This is a genomic window from Paenibacillus sp. FSL R5-0713, assembly GCF_037973325.1.
In the GTDB taxonomy this organism is placed as follows: Bacteria; Bacillota; Bacilli; order Paenibacillales; family Paenibacillaceae; genus Paenibacillus.
In genome coordinates, this window is record NZ_CP150229.1 from 5,556,957 (window position 1) to 5,579,687 (window position 22,731).

At 43.7% G+C, this 22,731-nt stretch carries 15 protein-coding genes; 1 reads left to right on the plus strand and 14 read right to left on the minus strand.

Annotated elements, in window-relative coordinates:
• Nucleotides 1-44: 44 nt before the first annotated feature.
• The 4 genes from yunB to zwf form a co-directional block, all read right to left on the minus strand.
• Nucleotides 45-926, minus strand: a complete 882-nt coding sequence (gene yunB / locus MKZ12_RS24735) for a sporulation protein YunB (protein WP_339257267.1) — start codon at nt 924-926, stop codon at nt 45-47.
• Nucleotides 927-1,195: 269 nt separating this feature from the next.
• Nucleotides 1,196-1,840, minus strand: a complete 645-nt coding sequence (gene fsa, locus MKZ12_RS24740) for a fructose-6-phosphate aldolase (protein WP_036605718.1) — start codon at nt 1,838-1,840, stop codon at nt 1,196-1,198.
• Between the two features lie 86 nt (nt 1,841-1,926).
• On the minus strand, nt 1,927-2,820 hold the full coding sequence (gnd, locus tag MKZ12_RS24745) for a phosphogluconate dehydrogenase (NAD(+)-dependent, decarboxylating) (protein WP_339257269.1): 894 nt from the start codon (nt 2,818-2,820) through the stop codon (nt 1,927-1,929).
• A gap of 528 nt (nt 2,821-3,348) precedes the next feature.
• Nucleotides 3,349-4,803: a glucose-6-phosphate dehydrogenase gene (zwf, locus tag MKZ12_RS24750; RefSeq protein ID WP_339257271.1), complete on the minus strand. Its 1,455-nt coding sequence runs from the start codon at nt 4,801-4,803 to the stop codon at nt 3,349-3,351.
• 415 nt (nt 4,804-5,218) lie between these two features.
• Here zwf and MKZ12_RS24755 point away from each other — a divergent pair, with 415 nt between their 5' ends.
• The gene (locus tag MKZ12_RS24755) at nt 5,219-5,539 is read left to right on the plus strand and encodes a helix-turn-helix domain-containing protein (protein ID WP_036605715.1); all 321 of its coding nucleotides are present in this window, start codon (nt 5,219-5,221) and stop codon (nt 5,537-5,539) included.
• 814 nt (nt 5,540-6,353) lie between these two features.
• On the opposite strand, the gene MKZ12_RS24760 is transcribed toward MKZ12_RS24755, so the two are convergent.
• The 10 genes from MKZ12_RS24760 to MKZ12_RS24805 form a co-directional block, all read right to left on the minus strand.
• Nucleotides 6,354-6,629, minus strand: coding sequence for a hypothetical protein (locus MKZ12_RS24760; protein ID WP_076210997.1), 276 nt, complete (start codon nt 6,627-6,629; stop codon nt 6,354-6,356).
• Nucleotides 6,630-6,660: 31 nt separating this feature from the next.
• A complete protein-coding gene (locus MKZ12_RS24765; RefSeq protein ID WP_339257273.1) occupies nt 6,661-7,962 on the minus strand; it encodes a hypothetical protein in 1,302 nt (433 codons plus the stop codon).
• A gap of 83 nt (nt 7,963-8,045) precedes the next feature.
• Nucleotides 8,046-8,327, minus strand: coding sequence for a hypothetical protein (locus MKZ12_RS24770; RefSeq protein WP_339257275.1), 282 nt, complete (start codon nt 8,325-8,327; stop codon nt 8,046-8,048).
• A gap of 164 nt (nt 8,328-8,491) precedes the next feature.
• Nucleotides 8,492-11,209 carry a DUF5704 domain-containing protein gene (locus tag MKZ12_RS24775; protein WP_339257277.1) on the minus strand — a complete coding sequence of 906 codons (2,718 nt, stop codon included), beginning with the start codon at nt 11,207-11,209 and terminating at the stop codon, nt 8,492-8,494.
• A gap of 789 nt (nt 11,210-11,998) precedes the next feature.
• Nucleotides 11,999-13,303 carry an S-layer homology domain-containing protein gene (locus MKZ12_RS24780; protein ID WP_339257278.1) on the minus strand — a complete coding sequence of 435 codons (1,305 nt, stop codon included), beginning with the start codon at nt 13,301-13,303 and terminating at the stop codon, nt 11,999-12,001.
• A 449-nt stretch (nt 13,304-13,752) separates the two neighbouring features.
• On the minus strand, nt 13,753-13,965 hold the full coding sequence (locus MKZ12_RS24785) for a hypothetical protein (RefSeq protein ID WP_339257279.1): 213 nt from the start codon (nt 13,963-13,965) through the stop codon (nt 13,753-13,755).
• A gap of 185 nt (nt 13,966-14,150) precedes the next feature.
• Entirely contained in the window at nt 14,151-16,958 is a 2,808-nt protein-coding gene (locus MKZ12_RS24790; RefSeq protein ID WP_339257281.1) for a DUF5704 domain-containing protein, read from the minus strand.
• A 705-nt stretch (nt 16,959-17,663) separates the two neighbouring features.
• Nucleotides 17,664-18,962 (minus strand): S-layer homology domain-containing protein, encoded by a 1,299-nt coding sequence (locus MKZ12_RS24795; protein WP_339257282.1) that lies wholly within the window; start codon nt 18,960-18,962, stop codon nt 17,664-17,666.
• A 647-nt stretch (nt 18,963-19,609) separates the two neighbouring features.
• Entirely contained in the window at nt 19,610-20,860 is a 1,251-nt protein-coding gene (locus MKZ12_RS24800; RefSeq protein WP_339257283.1) for an S-layer homology domain-containing protein, read from the minus strand.
• Between the two features lie 396 nt (nt 20,861-21,256).
• Complete coding sequence (locus tag MKZ12_RS24805) at nt 21,257-22,492, minus strand: S-layer homology domain-containing protein (RefSeq protein ID WP_339257285.1); 1,236 nt, start codon at nt 22,490-22,492, stop codon at nt 21,257-21,259.
• Between the last annotated feature and the right edge of the window lie 239 nt (nt 22,493-22,731).

Consider the following 22,731-nt stretch of genomic DNA (forward strand, 5'->3'; position numbering starts at 1 on the left):
TTCTCATTTTGTACTTAAAGTCTTTTACTAAAAATTAGTCTGTATTACGGGTGCGCGCTCTTGTTAGACTGTACGCCCCCATTCACATCAGGCAGATCATCCGGTTCAAATTGTTCAAGTTCGTTCCCTTGCAAAGGGTCTGACGGTGTCTGTTGCTGGTTCTGGCTAGGGGGATTCGCAGTCACTCCATTACCGCTTGATACACCCGTATGGCCTGGTGGCAGCGCAATAGCTGGGGCATTACTTCCGTTACTGCCTACAGGCTTGCCCTGATTATCGTAATAATACATCGGCACATCCCCGACAACCAGAAGGTATGAGATCGGGATTTCCGTATCGACCGTTTCGGGCTCCATGTCGAAGGGCACCACGACGGCGACCTCAGCAATGATGTGAATGTACACTTCCACCAAAATCATGTTAATCCCCGCATTTTGCTGACGGGTGTTGAGGTCCACTTTGACAGCGCCTTGGGGCTCAATACGAACCGGTATACTCGGGCCAAATGAAGCCATCACCGGACTTCCCAGCGCCTGCCCCAGCGGGATTTTTTCTTTTAACATGTGTACATTCTGCAGCGTGGATTGCACAATATTCATTGTACTTGCGGTGATTCGCATATGCTCATTGTAGTTCAGCATGAAACCGGACACTTTCCCGGCGGTATCCGTCTTCCAGTCAATCAATCCTTCGTTGGTTTTGCCATCTGCAACCTGTGCTGTAATCGCCTTGTTGATCGCTTCGGTCGCAATCTGCTTCACTCTGATCTTGGCCAAGTGCATGATGGGGGGCTTCATTTTCTTATCTACATAAGCAAAGCCCTGCATCAAACAAAACGCAGTGACCAATAAAATGATCAACCACATTTTGCGCTTGCCGCTTGGCGGCTTACGGCGTTTCCGGCTTCGCCATTTTCTTCTCATCATCGAAGTGTCCCTCCCCTGCGGGATGAGCTATAGGCTATAGTTAACCTTATGCACCGTTGTCCTGAAAAAGAAGGACAGTACGTGGACACTGGACCAGAAAGTAACAACGACATTAATGAGACAAGTACTGTAATTCTTATTGGCTAAATCTAACCGGAAATCGGAAACTACGTAAACCGAGTTAAAAAAAACCTTTCGCCCGCAGATTCCTCTGCAAAGCGAAAGGTTTTATGTTCAGACCGCCCAAAGACTTGGGCACTGGTAGCCATTTATTTCGGTACAGATTCCCAGTCTTTCAGGAAACGTTCAATCCCGCTGTCCGTCAGTGGGTGCTTCCAAAGTGTCGGCAGAAGCGAACCTGGAATGGTGGCAATGTGCGCACCGGAAAGGGCTGCATCTTCGACGTGTTTGATATTGCGAATGCTTGCTGCGATAATCTCGGAAGGCAGATCATACATGTCCAGAATAAGACGCAGATCACGAATCAGTTTCATGCCATCCACCGCAATATCATCCAGACGCCCAACGAATGGACTGATGTAGGTTGCACCAGCTTTCGCTGCCATCAGGCCCTGTGCTGCGGAGAAGATCAGCGTGACATTGGTTTTAATCCCTTTTTGCGTTAACTCATGACAAGCATACAGCCCATCTTCGGTCATCGGCAGTTTAATAACTACATTCGGTGCCCATTCTGCAATTTCATAAGCTTCCTTCAACATATCCTCGGCTTTGAGACCGATAACTTCAGCACTGACCGGGCCTTTAACAACGCCACAGATCTCCTGAATGACTTCTTTAAATACGCGACCTTCTTTGGCAATCAAAGACGGGTTAGTCGTGACTCCATCCACCAGACCCAGACGCTCGATCCGTTTGATTTCTTCCACATTCCCTGTATCCAAGAAAAATTTCATGATATGTTCCCTCCACTTGATGAATTCGTAAACACGATATAAGTTATTACCCGATGTCCATCATATGTTAACAGTTATATATAAAATTATTTTTTCTCTACAGCGTGACCGCCAAATTCATTACGCAATGCCGCTACCACTTTACCTGTAAATGTGTCTGTCTCCAGGGAACGATAACGCATCAGCAAGGACAAAGCGATTACCGGTGTAGCGGTTTGAAGGTCAAATGCCGTTTCTACCGTCCAACGTCCTTCACCGGAAGAGTGCATTACGCCTTTAATTTCATCGAGGTTTGCATCTTTGGAGAAGGCACGTTCTGTCAGCTCCATCAACCAAGAGCGGATAACAGAACCGTTGTTCCATACGCGTGCTACTTGTTCGAAGTCGAAATCAAATCCACTTTTCTCCAATACGTCAAAACCTTCACCGATGGATGCCATCATACCGTACTCGATACCATTGTGGACCATTTTCAGGAAGTGGCCGCTGCCCGCTTTACCAGCATACAGGTAGCCGTTCTCTACGGAAGTATCTTTGAATGCCGGCTCAACGATAGCCCAAGCTTCAGGGTCTCCACCGATCATATAACATGCCCCATTACGTGCGCCTTCCATACCGCCAGATGTACCTGCATCCATGTAGTGAATGCCTTTGGTTTTCATCTCTTCGTAGCGACGGATGGATTCTTTGTAGTGGGAGTTACCCGCTTCAATAATGATGTCTCCTTTGGACAACAACGGGCTAACTTCAGCCAATACAGCATCTACCACGTTGTGAGGAACCATGATCCACAATACACGTGGGGATTCGAGCGAAGCCACCATCTCTGCGTATGAAGATACACCTGTAGCGCCGTATTCTTTCATTTCATTTACTGCTTCAGCGTTCAGGTCAAAAGCAACCACTTCATGGTTGTGATCAATCAAGTTTCTGCCCAGGTTCAATCCCATTTTTCCTAATCCGATTAGTCCAAGTTTCATTTTAAAATCCTCCTGTTATGAACAATGTTTAAATTTCATCTTTGTTGCAGAGCGCCAGACTACATTCCCGTTTCGCAGCAATCGTTCCGGTTACGGATCGTTCTTTCGATCGCTGTTGTATCTAAATTTCTTTTCATCAAGCTTTAAATTGATGAAATTTGGATACAAAGGCGAACGCTTTGCTTCTACAGAATCGATTCCGTCCCCTACACTACGTCGCTACTTAGGCAAAAAAATCCAGTGCGTCCGCTAATCTATATTTAAAAATTTTCACGGCCTTCCGGTCACATAACCGGAAGGGCTTATGCAAAATTGGAACGGTATAATTCATATAAATACTTCATATATATCAGCATTTTGCTTCATCAATCAGTTCGCTCCAAGCACAAACGCTCTAGGCGCATAGAAGCTTGTCGTTCTACATCATGCTAACTTGGAAGACGTATTTGGATTGTGCAAAATGTATGTCCATCCGTGAGCTGAGCGGATTATACCGCCCCTATCTCTGTGCTCACTTCTTCGTTTCACTTACCACCAACGGTAACCGTCTGCTGCTGTCAGGCGATCTGCTGACTCTGGTCCATGCGAACCTGCACTGTACGTATCCAGTGGCACGCTGCCGGCTTCGAATGCTTCTTGAATCGGTTGAACCCACTGCCATGCCAGCTCCACTTCGTTCCAGTGAGCGAAGAAGGTGGAATCACCACGCATAGCGTCAAAGATCAGATTCTCATACGCTTCAGGGATGTTACGTTTGCCGGAGTTGAAGGTCATATGCATCGGCTCCACTTCACCATGGTTCAATGGATTCTTCGCATTTAATTGAAGGGAAATACTTTCTCCCGGGCCAATTTCAATCGTAAGCAGATTAGGTTCCGTTGTGTTCTCGGATTCATGACCTGTTTTGAGTGGCGATTTGAATTCAACAACGATTCTCGTGGATTTCTCAGCCAGGCGTTTACCTGTACGGATATAAAATGGAACCTCGCTCCAGAATGGATCATCGATCCACAATCTTGCGGCAACATAGGTCTCGTTCTGAGATCCGGCAGGAATGCCAGGCTCGTCCAGATATCCAACTACCGATGTGCCTTGCAGCTCGCCTGCTGCATATTGCGCTCGAACAACTTCAGAGGCAATATTTTCTTTCGTCAAAGGACGAAGTGCTTCAGCAATTTTTTGCTTTTTGAATTGAATTTCTTCCGGTGTGCAACGTTTTGGCAGATGCAAACCAATCATCATCAGCAACTGGAGCATATGGTTTTGGAACATGTCACGAAGCGCACCACTTTGGTCGTAATACGCGGCACGTTCTTCAACGCCCACCGTCTCACTTGCCGTGATTTGTACATTGGCAATATAACGGTTGGACCACAACGCCTGAATTACCGGATTCGCATAGGTGAGCGTCTCAATATTTTGAACCATCGGTTTCCCAAGGAAATGGTCAATGCGATAGATCTCTTCTTCCGCAAAGGTATTGCTCAATTTCTCGTTCAGATCACGAGCCGATTGCAGATCGTGTCCGAAAGGTTTTTCAATAATCAGTTTCTTCCAGCCTTTGGTGTTACCCAAGCCACTTTCTTGAATATTCAATGCGATCGGCTCAAAGAATTCCGGTGCCACCGACATGTAGAACATGCGATTTTCGGGAATGTTAAGCTCTTGTTCACGCTGTTGAACGAGTTCCAACAATTTGGTGTAATCTTCAAGCTTCGTATTATTTAAAGAACAATAACGGAAAGCGCCAATGAAATCACGAACCTGAGATGCTTCTTCAGGGGTCTGACGAGAGAATTCATGAAGTGACTTTTCTACATTTGCCTGAAAGTCCGCATCCGACAATTCACGCCGTCCCAATCCGATAACGGAGAAGGATTTCGGCATTTTCTGATCCATGTACAAGTTATATAATGCAGGGTAAATCTTACGTTTGGCTAAATCGCCTGTTGCCCCGAACAGGACAAATGTCATTGCATCCATTGGAGTGCCTCCTGTGATCTGTGCAGTATAGTATATGATGTTGCAAAATGTTCAAATCCAAGCATGACAAAAGACGGAATAAGTGGGTGTCGTCCCCGCCTTGCCTCCGTTTATATAACACACCTGAATTTAACCATGGAACATTCCTTCTCTCCACAACCTGTATTTAGGTTATAAATTGTAACCTTTTGAATTAACGTTACCCATATTACACCTGTCGTCACAATTCGTCAATAATCGTGTCGAAACTGTGAACTCCAGTGTTTATAGGCTTTTTATTTGATGATAACGCTTTATGTGGTAAGATTAATAACAATTGGTATGTGACATTTTACACATATGGCCTGTGGACAAGTGGGTTACAATAAGTATACTAATGATATTACAGGCAATACTAAATCAAAGGAGTACAATCATGAGCGATGATGAGAATGCCAAGCAAATATGCACAAAAGTGGAACAATCTTATCAGATCATTGGTCGAAAATGGGTAGCCCTCATTATTCATGCATTGATGGAGGAGCCCAAACGCTTCAGTGAGATTCACGCTTATATCCCTGACTTGAGCAAACGTGTGTTAAATGAGCGAATGAAGGAATTGGAGGAAGAAGGACTTGTGGTTCGCCATGTGGTCACTGAACGTCCAGTTCGGACTGAATATATGTTGTCACGAAAAGGCACGGAACTGGGGAGAGCACTAAGCGCTGTGGAACGTTGGGCTGATAAGTGGCTATAACCTTTTGAGAAATCCATATTGTTTATATAACTTGAAGTTCCTGATGTGCAATCCCGGAGGTGGAGTATCGCATTTAGCAACTAGCTAGTGCAATCCGCATCCGGGATTTTTTTAATTCAAACGGTGAATACTAATTATATATTGGTACGTAATAACGCTATTTTTTCGCAATCCAAATTCAAGCTTACTGCTCCGTTCAAATTGTTGCTGATACTGCAGTGGGGTTGTTCCCGTAGATTGGCGAAATAACTGGGAGAATATGAGCCATTCGGAAACCCGGCACGTCTGCCAATGTCCTCCACCGAAAGTATTGTTGTTTCAAGGAGAAAATGGGCTTTTTTCAACCTTCCGACTGCAATGTAGTTCGTAATGTTGCTACCTGTCTCTTGATGAAAAATGCAGGAAGTATACGAATTGGACAGGTTAATATCTGCCGCTATCTGGTCCAATCTGATCTCATATCTGAAATGCTCTTCAACCCATAGCATCATCTTCTCCGAGTGTCTCAGATGACGTGAATCCGCTAGATGCGAAAGCGCTTCATCTGCTCCCTCTTTCTGTTGATTATCGTCAAAGGGATTATTATCTGAAAGCGTTCTCGAAGATAATTGGATGAAGGCACCGGGTTATTGATTTTTGGAGTTGTAGAAGCAACAAACGTAGCAAAAAAATGCCACCTCACTATTACGTGAGGTGGCATTTTTAGATATTCATAATAATAATTTATTATTTTGGATTAGATTAATATTTTAAGCTTTAGTCAATTTATTAAAAAAAACTGATTTTTATGTAAAATTAAAATCTCAATACACAATCAATAACTTCCGTCTGCATCCTTTATTCTCTTAATCGCATCTAACATTTCCTGTTTTTGTTTAAGGAGTAACTGTGTCCGATTATCCAACTGATGGAAGAATACTTCCACCTTGATTCGAAGTTTATCTGCTGATTGTCCCTTCCAGGTGTTCAACTTCCCATACAATACACGTGCTTCTCTCTCGTTTTCTCTCAATTCGCTAAGGATAAGATCCAACTCTTGTTCTGCCTGTAATAACTGATCCAAATCCATAGCTATACTGCTTCCACTCATTTACATCTTCCTGCCTTTCTGCACATGTTCGTTAAGTTAATGTTCCACTATCGGCCTGGATAAATAGATCTGCCTTGTTCTGGATATAATCTACAAGATCCGATGTATGTTCCAGATGCCATTCATCTAACTGCTTAATACTCATCTGAAGATCCCATACAATCGGCACAAGCCGTTGACTGTAACTGCTCTCGGTGTACTCAAAAAAGTTCCGTTGGATTCGCTCAAAGGTACGGCTCATATCCTGTGCTTGGCGACTCCATTTCCCCGCGATCTCCTTCAGTTCCTCTGGCGTTACCTCGATGGTTCCTGCCGAGTACCCACCTACAACGTTAACCACCGACTTGAAACCTTTGGAGAGGGTATCCCACGCTTCACGTGCATGATCCAGGATGTTATGATCCGAAGGTTTTCGCGGTGAGTAACTCACTCGTTCTCCCGTAATTTCATCATACAAGGTATTATCGATATACCCTTCGTCATCGAAATTGTAATGTTTCATATCGTGATATCCAGGACCACCCAGTGTATCCTTTACTTTGTCCACAGCACCGTAACCGGCATTAAAATCGTCATAATTTTGATCAATTACGAGAGTTGAACCCACGTGCCTCTCATATCCTCCGAGCATACCACTTGCAATGAAATCCCCAGGATGAATGAAGTTAGTTACCTGATGATCGAAAGCACCTTCTTCTGCTTTCCTACGCATTTCTGGTGTTAACGATGCCACGACAGTAGGCGCACTAAACGTGACTGCGTCCAGTCCTGTATACACCGCTGCATATTGTGCATTTGCCCCGCCTAATGAGTGCCCCGTAAGTGTAAAGTCTGCATCGGGATACTTACTTTGCATCTCTTTCACGTAATCTTCTGCTTCGTACAACTGATTATCGGGTCCGAACTCTTTATCTATACTTTTGCCCGTATCCCCAAACAAGTTATTGAGCCAAGTGATCCCTAAAGCATCTTCGGTAGCTTGAACACCCTCTCTCCAAGATTCAGGCCACGGATAGTATTCTCTAGCAACCGTAGCTCCCACTTCAGGAAGACCTATATTTAGAACATCCGCTTTTAAATCAGGAGCTTTTCTATCCCAAGTGCTGGAGCCTTCCGTTCCTCGGAAAGCAATGACCGCTTGTTTCGTATCAGGATTATAAAAAGTTACCGCATCCATACCCGATGAATTATGTTTCTGGTCTAGCACTTCCCATCCAGGGAGTATTCTAATTTCTTCTCCTGTTACATAATCACTATAAGCTGCTTCAGACATTTTCTGATAAACCTGATCCGTTAGCTCTATTTTGTTTTTTCCACTATTATCCTTACTCATTCTTAAAGCCGACCTCCAAATAGAATAGAGTCATAGACACTTCCCCTTACTCTTAACACCCCTAACATAAACAAAAAAATAAATCAGTTATAGGGGTCGAATCCCCGTTTGTTAAGCATATTATGAAATTCTTTGCTGAACGAGAGTAATTCCGCTTCATTTGATTCATAATTTACCGAGACATTAAAATGCTGATCTTTATGTCCTGTTACATAACCATAAATTGTCACGCGAGCCATAGCCATTTTAGGGAGCATCTGTCTCCTTGTAATGGTCACCTCCAAATTATAAGAGTCTTTTAAAAATTGGATAGCAACTGCTTCCGAGCGGTCTATAATTTCTTGATCCTGATCTTCTTTATTCACTCCTGAACACCCTCCTAATATCCCAAAGATTATTGTAGCAAGTACGACACTCTTAATTATCCGGGACATGACCATCCCTCACTTTATCGTTGTATTATTGCGAAGCAGATCGAAGAATGCTCAATAAATAGCTTTCTTCGATCATTCCACTATTTAATATTACCTTAATGCGGTACCTGTGCACTGAAATCATCGCGGCTAGAGCGATCTGCATGGTAGAAGACCACGTCTCCGTCCCGCAACGTAAAGCTGTTTCCGTAGCTATCCTCGACCTCACGCTGGAATCCTTCCAGTAACCATTGATTCATCAGCGGAGCATGGATATATTGCAGATGCGGTGCCGCCAGATTTCCCTCCCGAATAGACTCGAAGTTGAAGTTCACGACGATATACCCATCCTTCAAGAAGATTGGCGATTTAGCATCCAGTCCCCCATGCCTACGTCCATACTCCGCCAGGTTCGTTCCCGCTTGCACCACATAGGGCTCGGCGGGCAGACTGTATTCCCCGTACCACTGTTGAATGGCTGCATTCGCACGCAGGACATCGGCACTGGCGGTCGTTGGAATATTTGTTTTCGGACCAATAAATGTTCGCAACTGCTCTGGCATCAAGAGTAGGCTGTATCCGCCTACCGGCGTTTTCATTTTCGTGAATTTGTCTCGGTAATACTCCTGATATGCTCGTTCACTCATCATCCCCGGGTGAATTTCACCATATCGGTTGTATTTGTACGTCGCTGTATCTCGTAGTTGCTCGGACGGGACTTGACGTAGCCGATCATTCAGAATCACGAATCGCTTCACTTGATCTTCTGTCGAACCGATGCGAATAAAGTTACGCTGGTTGGTGGAGTAATACAGATCCACGGGCACACGTGTACTGCCATCCTTACTCACAAAATCAAAGGTTGGCGTGAGACGAATGCCGTCTCGTGGGCCGAACATGTTGCCTTTCGTTTTAAAATCAAACTTGAAGTGATATCCCGTTTTCACCGCCACATTCTGATACCCTTGCAATGGGTGACTGCCTGGGCGAATCGGGACGGTAAACTGGGGTTTGTTCCCCCGCTTGTCTCCGTCGATATCCTGCGTGCCGGTCCAGTAACTGATCCAGGTCGGCGCCAGGCTATTTTTGAAACGGCGGAAGACCAGCTCCCAGTTATAATCGGCGATATCCGTAATCTCAAAGTCGTATAGTCGCCCAATCACCTCCACAGATACTTCGTCCGAAGCGGCGTGGTAGTACAGGTCTGTGTTGGCATCGGGCTGGGCGTCGATCTCTGGCTCGGTACTAAAATGCGACGGGGCATTTTCAGCGATATTGCGGAATTGCACCTGGTAGTCTCCCTCATCTACCCACACGGGTAGATAGAAGGTGGTATCCAGTACCGGTACTTGGATGTCGATCCACGTGTTTCGCGGATAAAATTGCGTTCGGTCGGCACTGTAGACGTCAAATGGAAACCGGACTTGTTTGATTCGATAATATTTAGCGTAATCTCGATCGCCATATCCCGGGTAGGTCCCCGCATCCAGATGTTGTCCGCTGGTCGGGATGCGAACCGTGAATGGTCGCTCCAAAATGAGCGCAGACCGGTTCATGTTCGGCACCGTTTTCTGGTTATGTGGCTGATCATCCGAGACAAGCGAGTAGTTCACGACTGGGGTATGGACGGTGACGGTGTTGATTGGATCGACAGAGAACGTTTTTCCTCCACTGCCTCCCAAGGTGATTGGATGGAGGGCATATTGGATTTCTCCTGTGGACTCCGTATCCGCTTTATTCAAGAGTGTCCGGGGAATCAACAACCGATCTTCATACAACACCTGCTCCCCGGTATTTTTATACGAGCCAATCTTCGTTGGTGCCGGGATTTGCGTCGGATCCGGTCCATTTTCAACGACGGTGCTGCCATCCATGACGTTTGTCGTCGAACCCTCCCAGGTAAAGTCCAATGCATCATTTTTCACATCGGGTGGCCCCGTTTGACCTTCTGCCATACCTTTCAGCAGTTCAGTATCATCCGGTACTTCTAGTGGTTCATATCCATCGCTTGCCAGCACTTCAGGTACATAGCTGATTTCTCCTGTTTCCTGCGGCATGACATGAATCTCCACGTCTTCGTCATGCTCCATCTCCAGGTCTGGTGGGGTATATCCTTGAGGATACAGCGTAATTCGACTTCCATCCGGGAGAGCATAATTCTCCATCTTGGCCTGCTCAATCGAATACAGTTCGACGTTATTGATCTTCCAGTAGCTATAGTTTCGGTCAAAGCTGAACCTGTACGTGACGTCGACCGTATCCGAATCCTCGGTATCGGGTTGGGGGATAGTCGTGCCATCCGGTCCCGGTAGATCAGGCTGCTCCACCTTCCAGGTCCGGGCATACGTAAGTTCCGCGGTACAATCATAGGTAATCGTGCCTTGTTGTTTGCCAAAGGTATGCTGAAACAGATAATTCATCGCCCACGTATTGGCATACAGGTGCTCCGAAGTCGGTATCCCGCGTGTCGCATCAAAATGAATGCCGTTGGTTGGGTCATCCGCCAGAATATGCCCCTGGGCCCCCGGGTCCATAAACGCAGTTTCGGGCGCGGCTACCTCATTCGGTGGATTGATGGTATATGTACAGCCAGCGACTCCCCCTGGTGGGGCTGCCCCATCACCCACCGTGACTTTTAGGTAAGCTATAAGATCGTATTGATATGAATCGTCGCTTTTCCAACGTACAGAAATTGTAGCGGTTCCCGGGCTTACGCCTTTAATCTTTCCACTGGAATTAACATCCACTATGCTTTGCTGATCCGATTTCCAGACCACGCCAGAACGAGTGGAAATATCTATCCAATTTCCGTAATCAGTATCTCCAGAGTTCATCGTAGCAACTTCTCCTTTAAGAGAAGCCTCTTCATTTATAGCTAATCGTTGGGTTCCCGTGATACGAATTTTCTTTTGCTCAACAAGTTTTCCTCGCCATGTGATATCAAGGGGTGTATGATACAGTGTTTTATGCTTAGGTTTAGGTTCGTGATCTGTATTTTCTCCATATTTATCGTTATACTCAGCTTTATATAGCTCTGAATTTAGTCTTCCCGTTTTCGATACTATCTTCACTCCTGTTTTTGATGAAGTTAATTGAAGACTTTTAATAACAGACTTTATACCTTGTAATTCAGTTGATTGAACCTTTGCAATATGAGGATTAATAATTTTACTTTGAATTACTGAATTACCATATTGATCAGTGTACGTATTAGGGAGGTACTCAGACTTACCAGACATCTCAATTTGATCCGGTACTTCGGTTACTACTGGGGCAGGGTCAGCTCTTGTACCTTGATTATCAGCTACTATCCTACCATTAGAAGCTTCAGCTACCCAATCTCCGTTATCTACTTGGAACCAATAAACCCCAGGAGTAGCTTGTTTAGTTCCTTCAACAATATTCACTACTTTTTGATATCCAGTTGGTCCATCTGGTGAAGCTACGGGCTTGGGTAAGAGATTAAAATCTGCTTGATCCTCAGCATCAGAACTTACAGCAACAACCCTCTGGCTCTCAGCATCAGCTGCGAATACGGTGCCAGGTTGAAATACTAATATCCAGCAGCAGAATAATATACTAACTTTATACATACCTTTCATTAGGCTCACCAAATTATCTCCTTAAAACTTTATAGGCAAATGAAAAGAAGCTATATCTTCACCAATCACAATGGTTTTGCCATTGCTTCCTGCGGGCCCTCCATGTTTTCTATTCAACATAGTCATCATCCAAAATTTTCTTGTTACTCCTTTTTTAAAAAATCCTGATGTGATAAAATCTCGTTCAGGTAGATTTACTATTCCATATTTTCCAACTGTTCCACTACTAAAATTATTACCAGGTGTTAATTTATCAGCAATAGCCTGACTAAATGTAAGATTTTTTAAATTATCGCCACTAGGAGTAACAGATAATTCAATAAAAACAGTATAATAATCATTCAGAACAGGGTACGAATAGTCCTTATCTATAAACATTTTTCCATACAAGTTATTTATATCTGTTTTGGAAAGTGCATCCACAACAATCATCTGGTGTAAAGTCGCTACTCCGAGATTATTACGCAGTTGGACTGGTTTCTCTTTAACCTTATCGAAACTATTAACGATGTTTGTTCCAGCTTTTAAACCGTATACATATGGCGTAGCAGAAGTCAGATTCGTTCCTGTCAGACCTACCTCCCGCATTTCATTCAGATCGCTATATGAAGTCGCCTTACTCTCCTGCACCTGTTCGTAACGTGACAAAATAACTGCTGCCTCTGCTCGTGTCGTTGTTTTCCCCGGACCAAACGTACCGTCTGGGTACCCGCCCATTAATCCAGTTCCCAATACCACCGACACATAGGGATAGGCTGCTTTTTTCAAGCCCCCCTTGTAGAACTCAGCTACAGGCACCAACGTATTTTCTGTATCCTTCAGCGCTTGCTTGTAATCTTCATTTTGCGCTGCAAGTCCTGAGCTGAGCCACTTTGCCATCTCCTCTCGCGTCAAAGCCGTGCCTGGCTTAAACCCATTCGGATAATCCGAAGCCTTCAGAAAACCAAAGGATACCGCACGATTAACTTCTGCCTCACTCCAATGTCCCGTCAAATCCTGAAACACATTAGCTTGCTCCGTTTCCGGCGTCCCTTTAGCCACTCGGGCTAGCAATGCCGCAAATTCCGCACGTGTTACTGTCGCTCCAGGCTTAAATGTACCGTCACTATATCCTTTGAAATAACCTTTTGCTACTGCTGCATCGATGGACGCTTTCGCCCAATGGCTTGTAGGCACATCTTTGAATGAGGCAACGGCTGCTTGACTAGTGTTTCCGGTGAAAGGGAACATTCCAAATACTAATGCACCGCTTAATATGAGTTGTGTTACTTTTTTCAAATCGTTCACGCTCCATTTTTGATTTTTCTGTGGCTGTGGAATCTTCATGCCTATGTACCTTTTTCTTAAATCTACATTATTACCTTTATATTTTATTTTCATCTAATTTCAATAGATATTAAGACTTGTTATCACCTCACTAATATAGGCATTCTTTAAAAAACTCTTTCACTTTATGCCTAGGTCTTACCTCTCCTAAAAATTAATCAAAAATGACATTTATAAGAATATTTTACCACTATACGTTTTGGAAATATAGGTATAATGAATTATTAGTTCATTCATAACACCTAAGAAGATTCTAATAAATACTAAAATCAAACCAAAAACTTGAGTGGAATTTTCATTTAATTTTTCAAATCTTACTTCGGTCATACGTTAGACGGGTCCCATTTCCAATAGCATAGATGTAGCTCGTACTCCCGTATTCCAGCTATAGCACTATGTAACGAGATAACTTAATTAATAGCAAAAAATGATAATTTGAATATTTATATTTATAATCGTAGAGTTACAATTGATTGCTCAATGCCCTCTGAAATTACTTCAAATGATTTTCGTTCGAAATCCTCAAGTCTGACTAAGCCATTCTGGTTATCAGCTACAACAATAAGCCCGTTACCCTCTATCCCTATAGGAATGTGCTTGAGTTTGTTCCCGTGTTTGTGCTTGTATCCCACAAGGTCAGATAGGCTGACTTCCAATTTCATGGCTGTTCCTCTTTTCTATGTACAATCGCGTTGCAATTCATTTTTTTAGATGGATACTTCTTACTTTGCTCATCATTCTAAATAAATGCGGTACACCAAAAGGCATACCGCATTCGGGTCTACAACTTTCTCTTTAAAGTACGACCTGGACTATATCCTGCTATTTCTCATTTCTATATCTGAAACTAATGCGGTACCTGTGCACTGAAATCATCGCGGCTAGAGCGATCTGCATGGTAAAAGACCACGTCTCCGTCCCGCAACGTCAAGCTGTTTCCGTAGCTATCCTCTACCTTACGTTGGAATCCTTCTAGCAACCATTGATTCATCAGCGGGGCATGGATATATTGCAGATGCGGTGCCGCCAGATTCCCCTCCCGAATGGACTCGAAGTTGAAGTTCACGACGATATACCCATCTTTCAGGAAGATCGGCGATTTAGCATCCAATCCGCCATGCGTACGTCCATACTCCGCCAGGTTTGTTCCCGCCTGCACTACATAGGGCTCGGCGGGTAGACTGTATTCCCCGTACCATTGTTGAATGGCTGCATTCGCACGCAGGACATCGGCACTGGCGGTCGTTGGAATATTCGTTTTCGGACCAATAAATGTCCGCAACTGTTCTGGCATCAAGAGCAGGCTATACCCACCTACGGGTGTTTTCATTTTCGTGAACTTGTCTCGATAGTACTCTTGGTACGCTCGTTCACTCATCATCCCCGGGTGGATTTCACCATATCGGTTGTATTTGTACGTCGCTGTATCTCGTAGTTGTTCGGACGGAACTTGACGTAGCCGATCATTCAGAATCACGAATCGCTTCACTTGATCTTCTGTCGAACCGATGCGAATAAAGTTCCGTTGGTTGGTGGAGTAGTACAGATCCACCGGCACGCGTGTACTTCCATCCTTACTCACAAAATCAAAGGTTGGGGTGAGACGAATGCCGTCTCGTGGGCCAAACATGTTGCCTTTCGTTTTAAAATCAAACTTGAAGTGATATCCCGTTTTCACTGCCACATTCTGATACCCTTGCAATGGGTGACTGCCGGGGCGAATCGGGACGGTAAACTGGGGTTTGTTCCCCCGCTTGTCCCCATCGATATCCTGCGTGCCGGTCCAGTAACTGATCCAGGTCGGCGCCAGGCTATTTTTGAAACGGCGGAAGACCAGCTCCCAGTTATAATCGGCGATATCCGTAATCTCAAAGTCGTATAGTCGCCCAATCACCTCCACAGATACTTCGTCCGAAGCGGCGTGGTAGTACAGGTCTGTGTTGGCATCGGGCTGGGCGTCGATCTCTGGCTCGGTACTAAAATGCGACGGAGCATTTTCAGCGATATTCCGGAATTGCACCTGATAGTCTCCTTCATCCACCCACACGGGCAGATAGAAGGTCGTATCCAGTATCGGTACCTGGATGTCGATCCACGTGTTTCGTGGATAAAATTGCGCTCGGTCAGCACTGTACACGTCAAATGGAAAACGGACTTGTTTGATTCGATAATATTTAGCATAATCCCGATCGCCATAACCCGGATAGGACCCCGCATCCAGATGTTGTCCGCTGGTCGGGATGCGAACCGTGAATGGTCGCTCCAAAATGAGCGCCGACCGGTTCATGTTCGGCACCGTTTTCTGGTTATGCGGCTGATCATCCGATACGAGCGAGTAGTTCACGACTGGGGTATGGACGGTGACGGTGTTGATCGGATCGATTGGAAAGGTTTTTCCTCCACTACCTCCCAAGGTCATGGGATAGAGCGCATACTGAATTTCCCCTGTGGAGTCCGTATCCGCTTTATTCAAGAGTGTCCGGGGAATCAACAACCGATCTTCATAGAGCACCTGCTCCCCGGTATTTTTATACGATCCAATCTTCGTGGGTGCTGGAATTTGCGTCGGGTCTGGTCCGTTCTCAACGACAGTGCTGCCATCCATGACGTTTGTCGTCGAACCCTCCCAGGTAAAGTCCAATGCATCATTTTTCACATCGGGTGGCCCCGTTTGGCCCTCAGCCATGCCTTTCAGTAATCCTTCATCGTTCGGGATCGGTAGAGGGGCATAACCAGAGCTCGCCAGTACATCCGGAACGTAGCTAATTTCCCCTGTTTCTTGCGGCATGACATGAATCTCCACGTCTTCGTCATGCTCCATCTCCATGTCGGGTGGTGTGTACCCCTGAGGCCAGAGTGTAATTCGACTTCCATCCGGGAGAGCATAATTCTCCATCTTCGCCTGTTCGATCGAATACAGTTCGACGTTATTGATTTTCCAATAGCTATAGTTTCGGTCAAAGCTGAACCTGTACGTCACATCGACCGTATCCGAATCCTCGGTATCGGGTTGTGGGATAGACGTACCATTTGGTCCCGGCAGGTTAGGCTGCTTCACTTTCCAAGTACGGGCATATGTAAGTTCCGCGGTACAATCATAGGTAATCGTGCCTTGCTGTTTGCCAAAGGTATGCTGGAACAGATAATTCATCGCCCACGTATTGGCATACATATGCTCCGAGGTCGGTATCCCGCGCGTCGTATCAAAATGAATGCCGTTGGTTGGGTCATCCGCCAGAATATGCCCCTGGGCCCCCGGGTCCATAAATGAAGTTTGTGGTGAGGCTACTTCATTCGGTGGATTAATGGTATATGTACAACCTGCCGTTCCACCCGGCTCTTGCTGTACCGGGCCATCTCCTACGGTCACGTTTAAGTATGCAATGAGGTCGTATTGGTATGGATCGCCACTTTGCCATCGAACGGAGATTTTTGCCGTCCCTGGGCTTATACCTTTGATCTTTCCACTTGGGTTAACCTCTACAACACTACTTTGGTCTGATTTCCAGACCACGCCAGAACGAGTGGAAATATCTATCCAATTTCCGTAACCAGTATCTCCAGAGTTCATCGTAGCAACCTCTCCTTTAAGAGAAGCCTCTTCATTTATTGCCAATCGCTGGGTTCCCGTGATACGAATTTTTTTCTGTTCCACTATCTTTCCACGCCAAGTCACATCTAAAGGAGTTGGATACATCGCTTCATTTTTTGGATCACCGCTTTGATTCTTTGCAAATTCCCTATTATGAGCCCATTTATATAGTGTTGGGTCATCAGCTTTTCTACCTGTTTCTGACGTTATAATTACAGCTCTTTTTAATGAATCTAAACTTAATTCAGTTATTAAAGACTCTACCCCCTGAGCTTCTGTAGAGACTACTTTTGATATATGCGTATCTGCTACTCTTGCGGGAAGTACCGGATCCCCATACTGATCTGTATAACCATCGGGTAGATATTCAATTTTAAACAACTCTATCTTATCATTGACTGCTTTAGCCGCTGGGGCGGGATCGGCTCTTGTCCCACGATTTGTTGTCTCTACCACCTGTCTATTTGTCCTTGCAACCCAATCTCCGTTATCCTTCTGAGTCCAATATACTCCGGGTCTAGATTTCTTTGACCCTTCAACAACGTTAGTTACCTTCTGATATCCAGTTGGTCCTATTGGAGAGGCTTTAGGTTTCGGAAGAAGATTAATATCAGCTTTATCCTCTTCATCGGGGCTTACAGCAACAATTTGCTGATATTCCGCACTCGAAGCAGTTATTGCGTTTGGTTGAGATGTAATACTGCCAATAAGTACTATCAAGATCATTTTAATTATGAATTTAATTTTAGCCACCTCTGTGTCTCCTCATCAGTTTGGAAGATGAAAAGAAGCTACATCTTTGCCTATCACTATAGTACCTCCGTTACTACCGCTCGGCCCTCCAGAGATTCTGTTTATTCTCGCTAACATCCAAAATCTTTTTGTAACTCCTTTTTTAAAAACACCATCTTTAACATATTCTTTTTCTGGTAAGTTTTTAATTCCGTAACTCTCCACTGTACCACTGGAAAAACTATATCCACTTGTTAGACTGTTACCCGTTGAGTTCAAAAATGCTAGTGTATTTAAATTATCCCCATTCGGCGTAACTGTTGCTTCTACAAAAACGTCATAGTAATTTTCTCTTACAGGAGAAGTGTATGCCTTGTCAATAAACATCTTACCGTATAAATTCTTTACATTTGTTTTGGAATACGCATCAGCAACAATCATACGATGGATTGTCATCGTACCCAAATTATTACGCAATTTGAATGGCTTTTCGGTTATTCTATCAAAACTGGCTACGATATCCGTTCCATACATCTTTCCGTAAACGTAAGGCGTAGCAGAAGTCAGATTCGTTCCTGTTAGGCCTACTTCCCGCATTTCATTCAGATCTCTGTAAGAATCGGCCTTACTTTCCTGAACCTGTTCGTAACGGGATAAAATAACTGCAGCCTCTGCTCGTGTGGTCGTTTTCCCCGGACCAAACGTACCGTCTGGGTACCCGCCCATCAATCCAGTTCCCAATACCACCGACACATAAGGATATAATGCTTTCTTCAAGCCACCCTTGTAATATTCTGCCACAGGCACTAGCGTGTTCTCTGTATCCTTCAACGCTTGCTTGTAATCCTCATGCTGAGCTGCAAGTCCTGAGCTGAGCCACTTCGCCATTTCCTCGCGTGTCAACGCCGTGCCTGGCTTAAATCCATTCGGATAATCCGATGACTTCAGAAAACCAAAGGATACCGCACGATTAACTTCTGCCTCACTCCAGTGCCCTGTCAAATCCTTAAACACATTATTTTTCTCCATTTCCGGCGTCCCTTTAGCCACTCGCGCCAGCAATGCTGCAAATTCTGCACGTGTTACTGTCGCCCCAGGCTTAAATGTACCGTCACTATATCCTTTGAAATAACCTTTTGCTACTGCTGCATCGATGGACGCTTTCGCCCAATGGCTTGTAGGCACATCTTTGAATGAGGCAACGGCTGCTTGACTAGTGTTTCCGGTGAAAGGGAACATTCCAAATACCAATGCACCGCTTAATATAAGTTGTGTTACTTTTTTCAAATCGTTCACGCTCCATTTTTGATTTTTCTGTGGCTGTGGAATCTTCATGCCTATGTATCTTTTTTCTTGAAACTACTATTTTGCTATTACTAAATATATAGGACTTATTTAAATAAAATAGTTCACTAAGCAATATATCCCATTCTAGTTCCGTGAATATTTTACCATAACACGATGCCTATTCATAGGTATTAAGACTTACTTATCCTTGTATAAATACCCCTGAATGCATAAAGCATGCCCCACTTAACACACTTAATAAATCTATCCCCGAGATTGCGTTTCTCCTCATAACTCCTCAATAGATCTGATAGAAATAATTTTAAAGATATTTCTATGTTCAATCCCAATCCATATTGATGAAGTTACTTTATAGCTCTTGCTAACGTCTGCACTTCTTCTTTTCCCTTCTAACTCCATTATCTCTAAAATATTTACTAATTTTAAAATAACAAAGTTATTAATTCCCAACATCTCTCAGCAATTCATCGCTACAAGAAAAGTAGCCAGTTTCATTCTCACTGGCTACACCTTCTCAAATATATTACATCTGGTAGGCTTTTGACTGTTAGTTATAGATAATTTATCTAATTTTTTTCTTAAGAAAAAAAATTCTATTTACACGGTTGAAAATTATGCCAAATTTATCTTCTTGAGAAATTGGTACCTATGTCACTTCTTATTCTCCTTATCAGTTACATGGGAAAACCAAAAGAAGCCATGTCTTTCCCTACCATAATATAGCCACCATCGCTACCAATTGGTCCCCCTGGGGCTCTGTTTAATCTTGCTAACATCCAAAATCTTTTGGTAATCCCTTTTTTAAAGACACCATCTTTAACATATTCTTTTTCTGGCAAATTAGGAATACCATAACTTTCTACTGTACCACTAGAGAAACTATATCCGCTTGTTAAACTATTACCGGTTAAGTTCAGAAAAGCTAGTGTATTTAGATTATCCCCATTCGGCGTCACGGTTGCTTCTACAAAAACGTCATAGTAATTTTCCCTTACTGGATGAGTGTATTCCTTATCAATAAACATTTTACCGTATACATTTTTTATGTCTGTTTTGGTATGTGCATCTGCTACAACCATGCGGTGTATCGTCATCGTTCCCATGTTATTACGTAATTTAAATGGTTTTTCAGTTATTCTATCAAAACTATTTACAATATTTGTCCCATACATCTTGCTGTATACATAAGGTGTTGCAGAAATCAGATTTGTTCCTGTCAGACCTACCTCGCGCATTTCATTCAGATCTCTATACGAAGTTGCCTTACTTTCCTGCACCTGTTCGTAACGTGATAAAATAACTGCAGCCTCAGCACGTGTGGTTGTTTTCCCCGGACCAAACGTACCGTCTGGGTACCCGCCCATCAATCCAGTTCCTAATACCACCGACACATAAGGATAGGCTGCTTTCTTCAACCCGCCCTTGTAATATTCTGCCACAGGCACCAACGTTTTCTCTGTATCCTTCAGCGCTTGCTTGAAATCCTCATGCTGAGCTGCAAGTCCTGAGCTGAGCCACTTGGCCATTTCCTCTCGCGTCAAGGCCATTCCTGGCTTAAACCCATTCGGATAATCCAATGACTTCAAAAAACCAAAGGATACCGCACGATTAACTTCTTCCTCACTCCAATGTCCCGACAAATCCTGAAACACATTAGCCTGTTCTTTTTCCGGCATCCCTTTAGCCACTCGGGCCAGCAAGACTGCAAATTCCGCACGTGTTACTGTCGCTCCGGGCTTAAATGTACCATCGCTATATCCTTTGAAATAACCTTTTGCTACCGCTGCATCAATGGATGCTTTTGCCCAATGGGTCGTAGGGACATCTTTGAATGAGACAACGGCTGCTTGACTCGTGTTTCCGGTGAAAGGGAAGATTCCAAATACTAATGCACCGCTTAATATGAGTTGTGTTACTTTTTTCAAATCGTTCACGCTCCATTTTTATCTTTTCTTTCTTGATCTCTTGATACTTATGTACTTTTTTAAGTCTAGATATTGAGACTTGTCTATCACCTCGATAATGTGGTTATATTCGTTTTTTTAGACCCTCGTTAGTTTCAAAATGTCATCCTATGCCTAGGACATCTATAACCTAAGATCAAATCAACCATAAACCTTCTATCAAACGCATTCCCATTGATATCTTCCAGAGAAGCTGGAGGGTAAAGCAGTAGCAATCAATTTTTCAAGATTACTTGGATAACCTTTGTTGAAATGGTAAATCACTAGCTCTCGCTAAACCATGGGGGTAAATTCCCATTAATACAGTCATAACTAAGATAATATGCATAATTTTATATTTCATAAATCGCCTTTCACTCATCTCCCATAAACACTCACACTTGAACCATCATCTGTTTTAAACCTTGCCACAAGTCCTTTGTAGTTCTTGTCGTACCACTTACCAATCCATAACCGCACTCCGTTGTTCGATGAATAATTCGAAAAAAAGTTCTCAGCGTTTGAAAACGGTAGAGTTTTATATCCGAATTGCCTTGTTATGTCTTGATCTAGCCTTTGACCAAAGAACGAGTTCGCTAAGCCACCTCTATAGTCATCCAGATTAAATCCTTTTTTGCTTGGATAAATTGTTATTTCTTGAAAAACGGCAACAATATTTTTTCTTTTTGCAGTAGACTGATACCAATCTTTTTCCGATTCGGAAATAAAGAACGGGGCATATACTCCCCTCTTATTATTCCATTCTGTAGGGTCAACAGCTATGGTCCGATGGAGAACTAAACTCCCACTTTTATTGCTAAATGTCACTTTCTTCTCGCTTGCATCTGAAAAATCACGACCAGTTGTAAATTCAAATGGAGTAATTTCTTTAAAATTAGATTTCGCTACCCCGACAGATCTGATCTCATTTAGTGCTTCGAACGACGATGCCTTCTTACCTTCCATATTGGCTATTCTCAATAGAATTACCGAAGCTTCTGCACGCGTGGTTGTTTTACTTAAACCGAAAGAGTGATCTGGAAATCCTGTCATTATACCGGTACCCATCGCTACCGCTATATAAGGTGCTTTACTTTGAGAGATCCCTGGAGAGAATGCTTCTTTTACAGGAATTAAAGATGTCTTGGTATCCTCCAGAGCTTGTTCGAAGTCTTTGTCAGCAGCTGCTAATCCGGAACTAATCCACTTGGCCATCTCTTCACGAGTAATTATCGCACTCGGCTTAAAACCGTTTGGATAATCCTTTACGTTAATAAATCCAAGAGATACTGCACGGTTCACTTCTGTTTCACTCCAGTGACCGGTCAAATCCTTAAATACATTACCTTGCCCCGTCTCTGGAGTCCCTTTCGCGACTCGGGCCAGCAATGCTGCAAATTCTGCCCGCGTCACTGTTGCTCCAGGCTTAAACGTGCCATCACTAAATCCTTTGAAGTAGCCTTTTTCTACAGCTGCATCGATGGATGCTTTCGCCCAATGGCTTGTAGACACATCTTTAAATGAGGTAACTGCTGCTTGACTGGTGTTTCCGGTGAAAGGGAACATTCCAATTACCAATGCACCGCTTAATATGAGTTGTGTTACTTTTTTCAATTCTTTCACACTCCAATTTGTTTTTTCTGTGGAACCTTGATTTCTATGTACTTTTTTCTTGAATTTGCTTTTTATTATTATCAAATATATAGGACTTATTTAAATAAAATAGTTCACTAAGCAATATATCCCATTCTATTTACATGAATATTTTACCATAATGCGTTGTCTACTCATAGGTATTAAGACTTATTTCTCCTTGTATAAATACTCCTGTATCCACATAACAGTTTAATAAA